The following is a 14,953-nucleotide window of genomic DNA, read 5'->3' on the forward strand; positions in this document are numbered from 1 at the left end:
GGCTCAAGCGCTCCTCCGGTTCCGAAGCGCGAAGTACACACCGGCCCCGAGCGCAACCAGCAGGACCACGATCAGGCCGCCCCCCATGCCGGGCAGACCGGTCATGCTGCTGGTCGCACTGGGCGCCGCGGAGGCAGCCACCGGCGCTGAAGCCACCGGCGCGACCGGTTGCGGAAGCGCCACACCCGCGGCACTACCTTGACGTACCAGAGAAGCCTCCGATGTCGGCGAGGCCGGGGACGCCTGGGGCACTTCAGGCGCGGACGCGACAGCAGGCGCTTGCGGATTGGGGCCGACAGGCGCCAGCGTGGTTTGCGAAGGCACCACGACAGATGCGGCCGCCTGAGGACCGGCTTCGAGCGCCCGCGCCATGGTCTTCCACTTGTCGAATACGCCATCCACGCAGTGCACGTCGATACACGCGTTGCGCGCGTGCCGCCACTGCGCCAGCTGCGCGGACGACAGTTTGCCGCTGCCGAGCAGTGCCTGTTGTTGCGCGAAGATGTCGTCGTACTCGTTGTTCAGGATCGCGTGATCGCAAATGACGCGCTCAGCGGGCTGCTGTGTGGTTGCACACTGAATGTCGTTCGCCGACGCCGCGGTCGAACCCAACGCCGCCAGGGATAGCAGCAATACTCCAATACGTCGTGCCAAGTGCACCCGTCCTCCGAGAATGTGAGCGTCAAAGTCCAGGCACCACGATGAATCCGCCCGACTCGTCACCGTATGTATCGACTCTGCCTTCCAGCAGATAACGTGCCGCCAACGCGCATAGGGCCGCGTCGACATGGTCGATCGATGTCAGCGGTGCAGTCGCGATGCCTTCCCGTTCGAGAATAGCCCGGCGCTGCGGGCCCTTTTGCTTCGCGGATGCGACGTCCGTCCCGAGAAAAGCGCACGTGATCGCGTGAGGAAACGTTTCGAAGCACACGCGACCCGTGATTTCTTTGCCGCCCCCGAAAAGCGCAAAGTGCGCGGCGAATGCGTCGTAGACGCGCTCGCCGTTGAACATCCATCCATAGAAGCCGCTTTTGCTGGCCATCGCCAGTTCGCGAGCCGGTGTCGCAAACGAAAAGATGCGCTGCCGCGCGAGTGCCTTCTCGGCAAGCCTTCCCGCGGCGCCCGTTCGCCAACGACACGGCGCATCGATGCCGACCGCCGCCACCTCGTGCGCGCGACACCGCTCGAGCATCTGTTCGGCGGTCGCGTTGCCGAGTTTGCACAATATCCGAGTGCCGCGCAGGATGACCAGATGGTTGCCCTTCCGGTCCCCGCCGACATCGATGCCCGCGACGGTCGGCGGCGTCAAAGCAGCGCCACCACCCTCACATCGCCCTGCTCCGCCGACGCCACCACCTTCTCGCCGATCCGGCGGAACGTGATCGACACCGACGAATCCCCGACCCGCAGATCGCTGACCTCGAGCCAGTCGATACCTTCGGGAAGCATCGGCTGTTCGATCAGCACTTCGCGGCGCTCGGCGTCGATCGTGATGCCAAGACACGCCTCGAGCATCATGAACGGCGAACCGGCCGCCCATGCCTGCGGCAAACACGCGACCGGATAGGCCGTGGGCGGCTCGCCGCGGCGTCGCGGGAAGCCGCAGAACAGTTCCGGCAAGCGCATGTCGAAATTGACCGCGGCCTCGAACAGCGCCTGCAGCAGTTTCACGGCCGACCCCTTGGCGCCATAGCGCGACAGCCCGCGCGCGCATAGCGCGTTGTCATGCGGCCAAACCGAGCCGTTGTGATACGCCATCGGATTGAAGCGCGCCTGGCTCGCCGCCAGCGTGCGCACGCCCCAGCCGGTATGAAACAGCGTCGAGTCGAGCGCGCGCACCAACGCTTCGCCGCGCTCGCGCGTGGGCAGGCCGAACGCCAGCAGATGTCCCGCGTTCGATGCCATCACGCGACACAGCTCGCCATGACCGTCGAGCGCGATGCCGTAAAAGCCGACCTCGTCCATCCAGTACTTTTCTTCGACGCAGCGACGGATCTTCTTCGCGCGCTCCGCATACTGCGCGGCCGCGTCGCGCAGACCGCGCAGCTTCGCGAAGCGCGCCATCGTGTCGAACGCGGCGCTCGCATAGGCCTGCACTTCGACGAGCGCGATCGGGCCGTCGGGGAAGCGCCCGTCCGCATGAAACACCGAGTCGTGACTATCTTTCCAGCCCTGATTCGCGAGGCCGCCATCCGATTCGCGCTGGTAGTCGAGCAGTCCGTGCCGGTTCTTGTCGCATACGCCCGCGACCCACTGCGCCGCGCGCTCGAGCGCGGGCCACAATTCATCGATCAACGCGACGTCGCCAGTGCGGGCCGCGTAGGCGCCGGCCAGCACGATGAACAGCGGCGTAGTGTCGACACCGCCGTAGTACAGCGCGAACGGCACTTCGCCGGCCGCGGCCATTTCGCCCTTGCGCATCTCGTGCATGATCTTGCCCGGCGCGGCGTCGCGAAACGGCGAGTTCTCGCGCGCCTGATGCTCGGCGAGAAAGCGCAGCACGCCAGCCGCGAGATGCGGCTGCAGCCACAGCGTTTGCAGCGACGTGATCACCGCGTCGCGGCCGAACGGGGTCGAAAACCATGGGATGCCCGCGTACGGGTACGGGCCGGTCGCGAGATCCGTCGTCAGCAGTTCGAGGTCGGCGAACGAACGGTCGATCCATGCGTTGAACAGCGGGTTGCTCGAACGCACGCGCGCGCTCGCGCGGCGTCGCTCGCGCATCACCAGGTGGGCATCCACCAGCGCCGCGCGCACCGCCGCACGGCCGACGCGCGGGCGTTCCGCGTCGATCTGCGACATATGCGCTTCGCTCAGCGCGTGCACGGGCTGCGACACGTCGGCGCCGGGCCTGCTGCTCATCGGCACGACGTGCACGGCCACCGACAGATAGATCGACACGCATGCCTGCGCGGGCAGCTTGACGGTGTAGTCGGCGCGGTCGGCGAACAGCTTGTCCGGCTGCGGGGAGAACGCGATCTGCACGTTGCGCGCGACGTCGTCGAGACCGACATAGCCGAGCAGCACCTGCTGATTCTCGACACGCGCGGGCTGCACGCGACCCTGTTTGTCGCGCTTCAGGCCGCGCACTTCGAACATGTCGCGGAAATCGCTGGAAAACGAAATCGACAGCGGCACGGTCGCATCGCGCGTGCCGTAGTTCGTGAGCTCGATCGCCTCGTTGAGCACGGTGCCCGACAGCACGCGCACACGCTGGACGTGGATCACGCCTTCGGGTGTGCTGTCGCCGCCGAGCGGCGGCAGCGGGCGGTTGGTGAGATGCGCGGTGAACGTGGCGTTGTCGCTGCTGACGCTGCCCGACAGCAGCGACGGCGCGCGCCCGCCGAAGGTCAGGCGCAGTTGCGACATCACGCGGGTGTCGTTGACGAACAGGCCGTCGTCGTGACCGGTGATATCGCCGAGCGGATCGTTGACGATGAAGGTGTCGCCCGACTTGAGCACGTGCTGCGTGGCGCTCGCGACGTTGAGGTTTTCCGTCGGGATGAAGACGCCGTCCTGCTCGGGATCGCGATGATCGACGCCGCCCGAGTGGGTCAGCCCGCCGAGGGCTTCTGGCTGCTGTTTCAAGGTCGCTCCTATGAATTCGATGCTGCTTTCAGTTGCACTTCGGGTCTCGCCCCGGATTCGCCGCCGGGTTGGCCGGCTTGACCGCCCCTGGTTGGCCAGCCCATCCGATTGTAGAGGCTCTGAGGGCGTCAGACGAAGTTATCGCGTAGGAGTTTCGGCTTATTGCGCCATTTTTTTGACGCCGTTTTCGGTGGCACAGGACGTGCAGGCGGCGGGATGCGCGGAATGCAAAAAAACCCACGGCCTCTTGAGCCGTGGGTTCGGGACCGTCGTTAAACGCGTTGTTGGACGTCTATCCGGCCTGTTACCGCTTTGCGACGGGTTTCGCCTCGCGCAGCGTCTCGCCGACGAACAGCTGACGCGGACGGCCAATCTTCTGCTCGGGATCGGCGATCATTTCGTTCCACTGCGCGATCCAGCCGACCGTACGCGCCATCGCGAAGATACACGTGAACATCGACGTCGGAATGCCAAGCGCGCGCTGCACGATACCCGAGTAGAAGTCGACGTTCGGGTACAGCTTGCGCGACACGAAGTATTCGTCTTCGAGCGCGATCTTTTCGAGTTCCATTGCGAGCTTGAACAGCGGGTCGTCGTGCAGGCCCAGCTCCTCGAGCACTTCGTGGCAGGTTTCGCGCATCAGCTTCGCGCGCGGGTCGTAGTTCTTGTACACGCGGTGGCCGAAGCCCATCAGCTTCACGCCCGAGTTCTTGTCCTTCACCTGCTTGATGAACTCGGGAATGTTGTCGACGGAGCCGATTTCTTCCAGCATGTTCAGCGCGGCTTCGTTCGCGCCGCCGTGCGCCGGGCCCCACAGGCATGCGATACCCGCCGCGATACACGCGAACGGATTCGCGCCCGACGAACCGGCGAGACGCACGGTCGACGTCGACGCGTTCTGCTCGTGGTCCGCGTGCAGGATCAGGATACGGTCGAGCGCGCGCACCAGCACGTCGTTGACCACGTACTCCTCGGCCGGATTCGCGAACATCATGCGCATGAAGTTCGCGCTGTACGACAGGTCGTTCTTCGGATACACGAACGGCTGATCGATGCTGTACTTGTAAGCCATCGCGACCAGCGTGGGCAGCTTCGCGATCATGCGGATCGCCGATAGGTCGCGATGCTGCTGGCTCGTGATGTCGAGCGAGTCGTGGTAGAACGCCGACAGCGCGCCGACCGCGGCAACCAGAATCGCCATCGGATGCGCGTCGCGGCGGAAGCCGCGGAAGAAGAACTGCATCTGCTCGTGCACCATCGTGTGCTGCTTGACGGTGTTCTCGAATTCGGCTTTCTGCTGCGCGTTCGGCAATTCGCCCTTCAGCAGCAGGTAGCAGGTTTCGAGGAAGTCGGCGTTCTGCGCGAGGTTGTCGATCGAATAGCCGCGGTACAGCAGCTCGCCCTTGTCGCCGTCGATATACGTGATTTCGGAGTTGCACGCCGCCGTCGACATGAAGCCCGGGTCGTACGTGAATTTGCCGGTCTGGCCGTACAGCTTGCGGATGTCGATGACGTCGGGGCCGAGCGAGCCCTGATAGATCGGCAGATCGATGGTCTGGTCGCTGTCGGAAAAGCTCAGCGTGGCGTGTGACTTCGAGTTCATCTACGTGTTCCTTTTGCTTGATACCGCAGTCGTTCCGGCATGCATCGCGGTCGTACGGCGAGGCGCGACCTCGGCGCTCTCGAACCAGTACAGGCATGCTGAGGTTCCGCTGCGCATTCTACGGGCCGGCGTGTCGTTGATTGCGTCGATTGCTCGCAACAGACCATCTCCGCGTGCGCAACATTGGTTGTTGGCATGGGGCGCTGGCATCGCGCTGCCGACGAAAGTTGTTCGAAAGTCGGAACACCAGCTGCAACAATGTTTTGTTGCCAGCAGACTGCGTCGATCTGGATCTGTCTGCGATACTCAATTCGTGCATTGATGCTTGCCGCCCGCGATTCGAAGCGGGCTTTTTTGATCACACAGAAAAGCAGGACGAATACAAATGAATGCCTCTCTCGAAACGCTGTTTCCGGATCACGTCCATACCGAAGGCCACACGGTCACCGCGCTGAATCATCAGGACATCGTCGTGGCGTTGTCGGCGGCGCTGAAGACGCAGAACGTCGCGGTGCTGCACATGCTCTATCCGCGCACCGACGCGCGCACGCATCGCAGTCTCGACGCGCTCGTCGACGTGCTGCATGGACACGGCCTGCATGAAGTCGCGGATCTGATCGCGCGGGAAGCGCACTATCTGCTGTTCACTGACCCGGTGAAGGCATGGAAGGTGTTCCACGAAATCCGCAACGATTCGCTCGCGATCGGCGTGCATCTGTACTATCACGGGCTCGTCGGCGAAGCGGCCGAACGCGCGCTCGACAAGGACGCGCATCGCAAGGCTTGATGCAGTCAACGGGCGATCGGCGGCGACGCGCGCCGGCCGATCGCCGTTGATCCTCGCTTCACTTCCTCAGCGCGCGCTCACCGCCTGAATGAATTCATCCACGTAACGATTGAACGCGGACGGATGCGCGAGGTTCATGCCGTGCGACGCACCGCGTACCGTTTCGCGGCGTGCATCGGGCAACCATCCCTGCAGCGCGGTCACCGTGCGGTGGAACATGTCGGGACTTTTCTCGCCGTCGATCAGCAGCACCGGGCAGCGCAGGTCGGCCGCGTCCTCGGGCACGTAGGCGGGTAGCGGATCGCGGAATTGCCGCGCGAGCGTGTGCGCGTTGTCGGTCGCCATGCGGCGAAAACCCGGCGTGCTCATTGCCCAGAAGCCGGGGCGGCTCACCGAATCGACGAACAGTTGCAAGCCTGCTTCGACCTCGCCGCTTTCTATCAGTTGAGCCGCTTTCGCGCGCAATGCGTTGACCGGCTCCGGCAGGCTCGCGGGCGGACGTCCGGCGATCTGCAGCGGTCCGCCCGGATCGGCGAGCGTCAGCGTACGCACGTGTTCGGGATGGCGTCGCGCGCAATGATAGGCGACGCAACCGCCGCGCGAATGCCCGACCACATGCGCGGGCCCTGCGCCGAAACCAGCGATGAACTCCGCCACTTCATCGGCGTGGCTGCTCCAGCTGAACGGCAGGTCCGACGCGCTATCGGTGACTGGCCAGTAATGCGTGAGACTGACCGCGATGCAGCGATAGCGCTTCGACAGACCGGCCAGTTGCGGCTGCCAGTAGCGGTAGTCGCACAACGAGCCGTGCACGAACAGCAGCGGTTCGCCGGCGCCGACCTCGATGTAAGGCATGCGCAAGCCGCTACGTAGGTCGATGAAGGATGGTGAGGACGACAGAGACGAAGTGAAGACGGATTGATTCACGGGTGGTGTAAAGGCGGCGCGGCTTCGGGGCGCGGATGCGTGCTGGGCGGCCAACGGGCATTGGGAAACGAGCGTATCGGCGGCTCCGAAAATGGGACGCGATGCGTATTGTCACATAAGCGTCGGCGACACGGCGGGCAGGCGTCTGCAAGGTGCCCCCTTCCAAGCGCTGATAGAGCGCCCTCGGAAGAAAGACGCACCATGCGGAAAAACGAATGCGCTACATCGCTTGCTCTGGACGAGGCCGCTGTGTTCAGCTCTTCCGCTAGCATCGCCGCGCGAGCAAGCGCCGGACGGCATCAATCCATCCACGCGTGGCGACAAAGGAGGACCACTCACCTGGAGCGCGCTTCATCAGTCGGCCGTTTCCTAAAGATCCACATAACCAGCGCGCCCCATAAAACACCGTATATTGGATTTCCCGATACTTCTTAGATACGTGACGGCCTCTTTAAACAGGGAATCATCTTTGTCCCGCTCCGTGATTGTTCGCCAATCGTGATCGCCGTCTCCTTTCATCTTTAGGAAATGTGCGTCGCCTGGTTCGTCCACATAGGCTCTGGCCATATAACTAACATTCCCATTGCCAAATTCATAAATACCGTACTCGTAATAATATTCATACATTCCATTTTCATCGCGATCACCGCAATCGATATGGTGACTTACAATTAGTTCCATTGATTGTTCGTCCTACATGCTTTGCGATTGTATGCCCACCAACCCGGCTGCCAGCTTGGGCCTCATGCTCAATCAGATTGATCCGGCCCATCGTAACGCTGGCCGCGCGTACCGCTCTAATCGAACCGGCAAAGCTGAACGGCACGACGATATCAACCGACAAGCCGATATTGTTCGCTATATCAGGACTGGCTTTCATCGCCGCAGCCAGCTTCGTTGTGCCCTGTTGGATCAATGTGGCCGTGTCTTGGCCCGTCCAGATTTGGCGCAAACCCGCCGACGCGGTATCTGAGCCATGTACGCCGAACACAACACATCCGGCCTTGCTCGTCATCGTCGGTTCCGGCAGCACACAAAGCCCTGCCGCTCCGATCATTTCAAGCACTCCGCCGACAACCTGCAAACCGCCCCATAGACGGTTGGAAAGCATCTCCGTGGGGCTGATCGACTGGCGGGAGAGCACCGCCGCCAGTTGCGGCGCACTGAGCACAACGCGCACGCCATCCGAATCCTGTTGATACGACATTCCGAACTCCAGTAGCTATTGGGACTGCCAAGCTAGCAGGCGACCACAGCGGCACGGAATGGGCGATGGATGATTGTAATGTCTCGTTGCGATCAACGAAATCGTAAATAGTTGTCAAAACGGGCTTATCCCGAATTAATGTGATTGACCGTGGGTCCGCTTCGATGGTTAATTCGCGAGGCATTACCTGAAAACTCTTGAGGAGTGCAATGGAGCTACTGAAACAGCAAAGCAGTGGAACGGATTGGACAGTCGAGGAAGAATGCGACCTTTGCCGTATCACCTATTCGATCTACTCGAACTTCCCGCCGATGCCGCACGCACAGGCCCTGAACGCCGAAACCGGCGAGTTCTTTCCGTTTGACAGGGTCCGTAAGATGAAATCCGGCTACGCCATGGCCGAAGCGCTGGGTTACGCATGGGCGTGCAACTGTCGCGGACGCTCACAGAAGCATTTCGACCAGCAGTTCACGCTGCGCGACAGCGATGGCCGTTCGCTTCCACAGACGCCCTATACGGTCCGTTTCCCGTCGGGCGAACTGAAACATGGCGTTACCGATCACGCAGGACGTACAGCCCGCCACAGAACACGCGACGGGCAGCAACTAGCGGTGTACCTTGGACACAGGGAGGCTTAATGTCGGCCATCTATCGCAGATTCACGGGAACGCACCGGGCGCTACAGTACAGACGGGACCCGATCGGTTCAGATTTCATTGATCACGGGGGGCGTAATGCCTGATGCAATTGGAAGCGCACTAACAGACACAAACCCGCATTCGTGCGTTGACCTGCGTTGCGACAGGCATGGCAAGCCGTGGACCGTCACCGAAAATCTGATTCAGTTCACCGCGCAGTGGGAAGCATTTCGTGCACACCTTTACGACAATGATGGCGGCGGCCGGGGCGGAAATACCACGATCGGATACGGCCATTTGGTACATATGGGGCCGATCAATGGCTCCGCATCGGAGACTCCGTGGTTAGCGGGTGTCACGGTGCCTCAAGCCTTCGCGCTAATTCGTGAGGATATCAAGGTTGCAGAGCGCATAATAAATCAAAGGATTCTACTTCCGCTTTATCAATACGAATATGACTCGCTCGTCGATTTTGTCTATAACGTTCGGGGGCATACCAAGGAAAGTCTGCTGAAACTGGTAAACACTGGTCACTATGACAGAGTGCCCGCAAAATTTTTGGAATATACCAGTGCGAGCGGGGCTCACCCAGGCGGCTTACTGAAACGCCGACACGCTGAGGCAAAAATGTTCAGAGACGGAATCTACGATGCGAGTCACTAACGTCTTAGCCGCAACTCTCATTGGTTGCGTTTCGATTTCCGCATTTGCTGACGCTGCCTGCGACGCCAAGGCAAAGACGCGCGACGACTTTCTGGCTTGCACCAGCATTGATACGGATCGGGCGTTATCTGGAGCGATGCGTTTGTACCAGGCAATCAGGCCATTGACAAAAGGCGAAAAGCAAGTCGCGCTAGATCGTAATTTCAATATTTGGCAAAGTCGCCTCAAATCAGATTGCGATGTTTTAGGAAGAGCATTCAATGATTGGGGAGACGACTATTCGCCGGATACGGACTTTCAAATTGCAGAATGCCGTTTAAAGATATCAGCACAAGAACTAGAGTTTTATAGTTGGCTCGCCTGTCCTGATGATATCGAGACTTCAGACAAGCCGAAATGTGCAGCGCTCAAGGAAGCCTTGGGGCAACATAAATAGCAGATGCCCCGCTTCGGCGGGGCTTTTACCTTGGGCGCTTCGGCGCTGTAGATCGCGCGTCGTGTCATGCAACGAACCGGTACGATGCGGCCTTCGCGGCTACGCCATGGCCGGAGCGCTGGGTTACGCATGGGCGTGCAACTGCCGCGGCCCCGCCCCCAAACGGTCCAATGAGCAAGCTCAATGAGCACACTCTCGCACGTTTGCTTCGTGAACTTCGCAGATACGCATGCGCCGATGCTTGCATCATCGGGCCGCGCGAGTGTTGTCGTCTGGGTCAATATCACGTGGCCGCGCTTTCGCACAAGCGCGGGACTGTCGCGCTAGTGCACCTGCGATGCAATGGGGTGGAATGCAATTCGGCAGACAACCAAGCCCCCGCCCACCACTCACTCGCCCCCAGCCTCATCCACCCACCCCGCCGCTGCCGCCGCCCCAGCGCCGCGCACCGCGCAGGTCAGCGGTTCGTCGGCGACGTGCACGTCGAGGCCGGTTTCGTCACTCAAACGCCGCCCCAGATTGCGGAGCAGCGCACCGCCACCGGTCAGCACGATGCCCTTGTACGCGATGTCCGTGATGAGTTCGGCGGGGGCCGATTCGAGCCCGCGCTTCACCGCGCCGATCACCTGACTCAGCGGCGCTTCGATCGCCTCCGAAATATCGCGGTTGCTAAGCCGCACCGTGCGCGGTAGCCCGTCGTCGACGCTGCGGCCGGTTGCGTTGATCTGCTCGAGCGGCACGTCGTGCACGGCCGAGGCGATGGCTCTCTTCACGTGCTCGGCGGTCTGCTCGCCGAGCAGCACACCGTACAGATTGCGCACGTAGCTGATGATCGCCGCATCGAAATTGTCGCCGCCGACCCGCACCGAGCCGCTATACGCGGTGCCGCCCAGCGCGATCACGCCGACCTCGGTGGTGCCGCCGCCGATGTCGACCACCATCGAGCCGGTCGCATCGCGCACCGGCAGGCCCGCGCCGAGCGCGGCCGCCAGCGATTCGCCGATCAGGCTGACCTTCCACGCGCCGGCCGCCTCGGCCGCTTCGCGGATCGCGCGGCGCTCGACATGGGTCGCCGCGGCCGGCACGCACAGCGTGAATGCCGCGCGCCGGCTGAACAGCGAGCGCGGCCGCGCCATGTCGACGAATTGCTTGATCATGTGTTCGGCGGCCGTGAAGTTGGCGATGACGCCGTGGCGCATCGGCCGCACCGTTTCGAGATTGCGCGGCGCGCGGCCGAGCAGTTGGTGCGCCTCGGCGCCGATCGCGGCGATCCGTTTCGCCCCGCTCGAGGGCTGCGTCTCGAAACACACGACGGACGGCTGGTTCAGCACGACGCCGCCGTCGTCGGTATAGATAAGGGTGTTGGCCGTGCCGAGATCCACCGCCACGGAGTAGCGGAACAGTCGCTCAAAGAGCGGGTAATGCGGCGTCGGTCTGGCCATATGCAGGCTCTGATGTGTCGTTATCCGCCTTCTTGGGCGGTCTGGAAATGCGCCCCCGGGTCCCCGAAGCCGCGCGACACGCCCGCTGGGCGTTGCGCTTCCCGCGCGGCGGGGGTGATTTTCAAGCTATTGCCCGTATGACGGCAAGCTCATCAGAATCTTTAGGCCCGCTTTCTATCGGAGTTGTGTCAATCGCGCGACAGCTTGCCCAGCGCGCGTTCCAGCGCGTCACGGCCGAGCGCGACACCGTCGGCGGTGATCGTGTGGCCGACGCCGGGCAGCATGTAGGCGTCGACCGGATAGCCGGCGGCGCTGAAAGCGTCGGCCGCGAATTCGAGTTCGCGCACCGGGATCACCTCGTCGTCCTCGCCGTGGACCAGCGTGAGCGGCGTCGCGCGGTTCGACGACACGATCGGCGAGGCGAGCCGCCCCGAATACGCGACGACGCCCGCCGCGCCCTCCGCGCTCGACGCGACGTGATGCAGCGCCATGATCGAACCTTGCGAAAAACCGACCAGCGCAAGCCGATCGAAAGACAACTGCCAATGCGCGAGCTCGGCATCGAGCACCCGGCGCAGCGCCGGGTAGGCGGCGACGACCCGCGCCTCGCGGTTCGCCCCGTCGACGTCGCGCAGGCTGAACCACTGGCGGCCGCCGAAGCCGCCGTCGAACGGGTCGGTGCCGTCGAGCGACACGAACGCCGTGCCGGGCAGCTCCTCGCTCCAGATATCGGCGAGCGGCATCAGATCGCGCGCGTTGCTGCCGACGCCGTGCATCAGCACGACGAGGCTCGTCGCGGGCGCGTTCCGCGGTGCCGTGTGCGGCGCGCGCCGCCAGCCGTGTTCGAATTGCTGCCAACTCATGGTGGCGTCCTTTTTTCCGTGGTTTAGTGGTTCTGGCCTTGGTGGCTCAGCCTTAGCCGGGAGCATACGCCGCGTGCAGCGTTCGCGTCGCCGGGACCCGCATCGGCCGCTGCTGTGGCAGCTGCTGTGGCCGACGCCGGCGGGCGAATGCGGGTATGCTTTTGCGCATCGACGGAGCCGCCGCCGTGACGCGCGGTCCGAGGCAAAACAATCCGGAGAACACCGTTTGAGCCAGCCCAACGCCGCGTCTGATTCCGCGTCGCCGCCGCCTCAGCCCCCCGCGCCACCGCCGCCGCCCGCGCCTCTCGAAGGCGGCCGGCTGGTTCTCGCGACGATCGCGGTGGCGCTCGCCACCTTCATGAACGTGCTGGATACGTCGATCGCCAACGTCGCGATTCCGACCATTTCAGGCAACCTCGGCGTCTCGGTCGACGAAGGCACATGGGTGATCACCGTGTTCGCGGCCTCCAACGCAGTGGCGATTCCGCTGACCGGCTGGCTCACGCAGCGCATCGGCCAGGTCAAGCTGTTCGTCGGCGCGATCCTGTCGTTCACGCTTGCGTCCTGGCTGTGCGGCGTCGCGCCGACGCTGCCGATCCTGCTGCTCGCGCGGGTATTCCAGGGCGCCGTGGCCGGCCCGCTGATTCCGTTGTCGCAGGCGATCCTGCTCGGCTCGTATCCGAAAGAGAAATCGTCGACCGCGCTCGCGCTGTGGGCGATGACCGCCACCGTCGGTCCGATCGCGGGTCCGGCGCTCGGCGGTTGGATCACCGATAGTTATAGCTGGTCGTGGATCTTCTACATCAACATCCCGGTCGGCCTGTTCGCGGCCGGCGTCACGTGGATGATCTACCGCAATCGCGAATCGCCGACCCGCAGACCGCCGATCGACGTGGTCGGTCTCGGCCTGCTGATCACGTGGGTCGCGTCGCTGCAGATCATGCTCGACAAGGGTAAGGATCTCGACTGGTTCTCGTCGCCGGTGATCTCGATTCTCGGCCTCGTCGCGCTGATCAGCTTTGCGTTTTTCCTCGTCTGGGAGCTGACCGAGGAGCACCCGATCGTCGATCTGCGGCTCTTTCAGCAGCGCAATTTCCTCGGCGGCACGATCGCGATTTCGGTTGCATACGGGGTGTTTTTCGGCAATCTGGTGCTGCTGCCGCAATGGATGCAGGAGTATCTGAACTACCGATCGATCGACGCTGGTCTCGTCACCGCACCGCTCGGCATCTTCGCGATCATTCTCGCGCCGATACTCGGCCGCGTGCTGCCGCATTCGGACGCACGCGTGATCTCGACGGTCGCGTTCGTCGGCTTCGCGATCGTGTTCTACATGCGCTCGAAGTACGTGATCGAGGTCGACACGTGGCACCTCGTGCTGCCGACGCTGCTGCAAGGCATTCCGATGGCGCTGTTCTTCGTGCCGCTGACGGCGATCATCCTGTCTGGCCAGCCGCAGAGCCGGATTCCGGCGGCGGCGGGTCTGTCGAATTTCGTGCGCGTGTTCTGCGGCGCGGTGGGCACGTCGATCGCGGGTACCGCATGGAACAACCGCACGATCCTGCATCACGTGCGGCTCACCGAACAGGCGTCGGTCGACAACCCGTTGTTCGCGCAGCAGATCGACAACACGGAGTCGGTGCTGCATCTGAGTCCGCAATCGGCGGATGCGCTGTTCGATTTCACCGTGAACACCCAGGCCGCGATGATGGGCCTGAACGACATTTTCTTTGTGTCGGCGATCATCTTCGTGCTGATCATTCCGCTGATCTGGATCACGCGGCCTGCCAAAGGCGGCGGCGGCCCGGATGCGGCCGGCGCGCATTGACGCAGCTTCGGTTTCGCGCGACGGCGACGCTCGCGCGGTGGCTGCGCAGTGGCCGCGAGGTTGCGTCAGCGGAAATAGCGGGCCGGCGTGTCGCCGAACGCATCGCGAAACACCGCGATAAACGACGACACGTCGTTATAGCCGACTTCGAGCGCCACCTGCGTGACGCTCTCACCGGCGCCGAGATGTTCGAGCGCGGCTAGCAGACGCAACTGCTGGCGCCATTGACCGAAGGTCTGCCCCGTTTCCTTCGCGAACAGACGCGCGGCCGTGCGCGCGGTCACGCCGGCAGCCGCGGCGAGTTCCTCGAGCACCAGCGATTGCGCGGGATTCGCGCTAAGCGCCTCGGCGATGCGCTGCGCGCGCGGATCGCCCGGCCAGTTCAGGCCGAGCGGCGCGGCGGGCAAGCCGGCGACGCGATCCAGCAGCACCTGCAGCAGACGGCGGGCGGGTTCGTCGGGAAAGTGATCGTGCGGCAGATCGGCCGCGGCGGCGAGCAGCGCCTGCACCAGCGTGTCGGGGATGAGCGCGCCGGTTTGCGTGGGTAGCGGCGCGGGGTCGGCGGCAGGGTCGGCGGGGTCGTCCATCGCGGAATCGGTCGCGACGTAGAGCGAATACAACTGCACGGGCCGCCTCGCGTGCAGGCAGTGCAACGTATTCGCGGCGATCCACAGCGCGCGGGCGGGCGGCACGACCCAGCGGCCGGACTTCGTGCGCACCGTCAGCACGCCTTCGCTGACGTGAATCAGATGCGCGCGCCGATACGCGCGCCACGGCTCGTCCAGCGTCGCATGGCGCTCGCCGACCACGAAGACCGCTTGCTCGATGCCGTCCGGATCGAAGGCTTCCGTCATGGTGTCTGCTCTGACGCGGGACGTCCGCGAAGGGAGCAAGATTAGCACGCGCGCGGGGCCCGGTTGCGGGGCGGCTTCATACGGTCCGGCAGCCTCGAGCGCGGCCCCGCACGAGAC

General features: G+C 63.4%; 14 protein-coding genes and 1 pseudogene. 5 read left to right on the plus strand and 10 right to left on the minus strand.

Translation table 11 applies throughout. The annotated features are described in order from the left end of the window. Window positions 1–3: 3 nt before the first annotated feature. The 4 genes from G5S42_RS07365 to gltA all read right to left on the minus strand — a co-directional run bounded on the left by G5S42_RS07365 (window position 4) and on the right by gltA (window position 5,191). A complete protein-coding gene (locus G5S42_RS07365; protein ID WP_176106171.1) occupies window positions 4–660 on the minus strand; it encodes a hypothetical protein in 657 nt (218 codons plus the stop codon). A gap of 22 nt (window positions 661–682) precedes the next feature. Next, entirely contained in the window at window positions 683–1,309 is a 627-nt protein-coding gene (locus G5S42_RS07370) for a DUF429 domain-containing protein (protein WP_176106172.1), read from the minus strand. Next, window positions 1,306–3,588, minus strand: a complete 2,283-nt coding sequence (locus G5S42_RS07375) for an amylo-alpha-1,6-glucosidase (protein WP_176106173.1) — start codon at window positions 3,586–3,588, stop codon at window positions 1,306–1,308. Before G5S42_RS07375 ends, G5S42_RS07370 begins: the two co-directional genes overlap by 4 nt. A gap of 304 nt (window positions 3,589–3,892) precedes the next feature. Then, window positions 3,893–5,191 (minus strand): citrate synthase, encoded by a 1,299-nt coding sequence (gene gltA / locus G5S42_RS07380; protein WP_176106174.1) that lies wholly within the window; start codon window positions 5,189–5,191, stop codon window positions 3,893–3,895. Between the two features lie 385 nt (window positions 5,192–5,576). On the opposite strand from gltA, the gene G5S42_RS07385 reads away from it, so the two are divergent. Then, on the plus strand, window positions 5,577–5,978 hold the full coding sequence (locus G5S42_RS07385) for a hypothetical protein (protein WP_176106175.1): 402 nt from the start codon (window positions 5,577–5,579) through the stop codon (window positions 5,976–5,978). A 66-nt stretch (window positions 5,979–6,044) separates the two neighbouring features. On the opposite strand, the gene G5S42_RS07390 is transcribed toward G5S42_RS07385, so the two are convergent. The 3 genes and pseudogenes from G5S42_RS07390 to G5S42_RS07400 form a co-directional block, all read right to left on the minus strand. Next, entirely contained in the window at window positions 6,045–6,833 is a 789-nt protein-coding gene (locus G5S42_RS07390; protein ID WP_176106176.1) for an alpha/beta fold hydrolase, read from the minus strand. Window positions 6,834–7,274: 441 nt separating this feature from the next. Next, the gene (locus G5S42_RS07395) at window positions 7,275–7,586 is read right to left on the minus strand and encodes a hypothetical protein (RefSeq protein ID WP_176106177.1); all 312 of its coding nucleotides are present in this window, start codon (window positions 7,584–7,586) and stop codon (window positions 7,275–7,277) included. 4 nt (window positions 7,587–7,590) lie between these two features. Beyond that, window positions 7,591–8,112, minus strand: a pseudogene (locus G5S42_RS07400) (RNase A-like domain-containing protein); the annotation flags it as partial. Window positions 8,113–8,321: 209 nt separating this feature from the next. Here G5S42_RS07400 and G5S42_RS07405 point away from each other — a divergent pair. From G5S42_RS07405 to G5S42_RS07415, 3 genes are all read left to right on the plus strand, one after another. Then, window positions 8,322–8,750, plus strand: coding sequence for a hypothetical protein (locus G5S42_RS07405; protein WP_176106178.1), 429 nt, complete (start codon window positions 8,322–8,324; stop codon window positions 8,748–8,750). A 96-nt stretch (window positions 8,751–8,846) separates the two neighbouring features. Next, window positions 8,847–9,413: a lysozyme gene (locus tag G5S42_RS07410; protein WP_176106179.1), complete on the plus strand. Its 567-nt coding sequence runs from the start codon at window positions 8,847–8,849 to the stop codon at window positions 9,411–9,413. Beyond that, window positions 9,400–9,849, plus strand: a complete 450-nt coding sequence (locus G5S42_RS07415) for a hypothetical protein (RefSeq protein WP_176106180.1) — start codon at window positions 9,400–9,402, stop codon at window positions 9,847–9,849. Before G5S42_RS07410 ends, G5S42_RS07415 begins: the two co-directional genes overlap by 14 nt. 389 nt (window positions 9,850–10,238) lie before the next feature. Here G5S42_RS07415 and G5S42_RS07420 read toward each other — a convergent pair whose 3' ends face one another. Together G5S42_RS07420 and G5S42_RS07425 are read right to left on the minus strand one after the other, a co-directional pair. Beyond that, the gene (locus G5S42_RS07420) at window positions 10,239–11,291 is read right to left on the minus strand and encodes a rod shape-determining protein (RefSeq protein WP_176106181.1); all 1,053 of its coding nucleotides are present in this window, start codon (window positions 11,289–11,291) and stop codon (window positions 10,239–10,241) included. Window positions 11,292–11,479: 188 nt separating this feature from the next. Continuing rightward, complete coding sequence (locus G5S42_RS07425; protein ID WP_176106182.1) at window positions 11,480–12,154, minus strand: alpha/beta hydrolase; 675 nt, start codon at window positions 12,152–12,154, stop codon at window positions 11,480–11,482. Between the two features lie 226 nt (window positions 12,155–12,380). Between G5S42_RS07425 and G5S42_RS07430 the strand changes: the two genes are divergently transcribed. Further along, window positions 12,381–13,982, plus strand: coding sequence for a DHA2 family efflux MFS transporter permease subunit (locus G5S42_RS07430; protein ID WP_176106183.1), 1,602 nt, complete (start codon window positions 12,381–12,383; stop codon window positions 13,980–13,982). 65 nt (window positions 13,983–14,047) lie between these two features. Here the strand turns inward: G5S42_RS07430 and G5S42_RS07435 are convergent, their stop codons facing one another. Further along, entirely contained in the window at window positions 14,048–14,836 is a 789-nt protein-coding gene (locus tag G5S42_RS07435; RefSeq protein WP_176106184.1) for an AraC family transcriptional regulator, read from the minus strand. Between the last annotated feature and the right edge of the window lie 117 nt (window positions 14,837–14,953).

Source organism: Paraburkholderia youngii, assembly GCF_013366925.1.
Taxonomy (GTDB): Bacteria; Pseudomonadota; Gammaproteobacteria; order Burkholderiales; family Burkholderiaceae; genus Paraburkholderia; species Paraburkholderia youngii.

Bases quoted from the DNA above. Each gene is read 5' to 3' on its own strand.
- gltA (WP_176106174.1), bottom strand. From the start codon at position 5,191: ATGAACTCGAAGTCACACGCCACGCTGAGCTTTTCCGACAGCGACCAG.
- G5S42_RS07385 (WP_176106175.1), top strand. From the start codon at position 5,577: ATGAATGCCTCTCTCGAAACGCTGTTTCCGGATCACGTCCATACCGAA.
- G5S42_RS07390 (WP_176106176.1), bottom strand. From the start codon at position 6,833: ATGCCTTACATCGAGGTCGGCGCCGGCGAACCGCTGCTGTTCGTGCAC.
- G5S42_RS07395 (WP_176106177.1), bottom strand. From the start codon at position 7,586: ATGGAACTAATTGTAAGTCACCATATCGATTGCGGTGATCGCGATGAA.
- G5S42_RS07405 (WP_176106178.1), top strand. From the start codon at position 8,322: ATGGAGCTACTGAAACAGCAAAGCAGTGGAACGGATTGGACAGTCGAG.
- G5S42_RS07410 (WP_176106179.1), top strand. From the start codon at position 8,847: ATGCCTGATGCAATTGGAAGCGCACTAACAGACACAAACCCGCATTCG.
- G5S42_RS07415 (WP_176106180.1), top strand. From the start codon at position 9,400: ATGCGAGTCACTAACGTCTTAGCCGCAACTCTCATTGGTTGCGTTTCG.
- G5S42_RS07420 (WP_176106181.1), bottom strand. From the start codon at position 11,291: ATGGCCAGACCGACGCCGCATTACCCGCTCTTTGAGCGACTGTTCCGC.
- G5S42_RS07425 (WP_176106182.1), bottom strand. From the start codon at position 12,154: ATGAGTTGGCAGCAATTCGAACACGGCTGGCGGCGCGCGCCGCACACG.
- G5S42_RS07435 (WP_176106184.1), bottom strand. From the start codon at position 14,836: ATGACGGAAGCCTTCGATCCGGACGGCATCGAGCAAGCGGTCTTCGTG.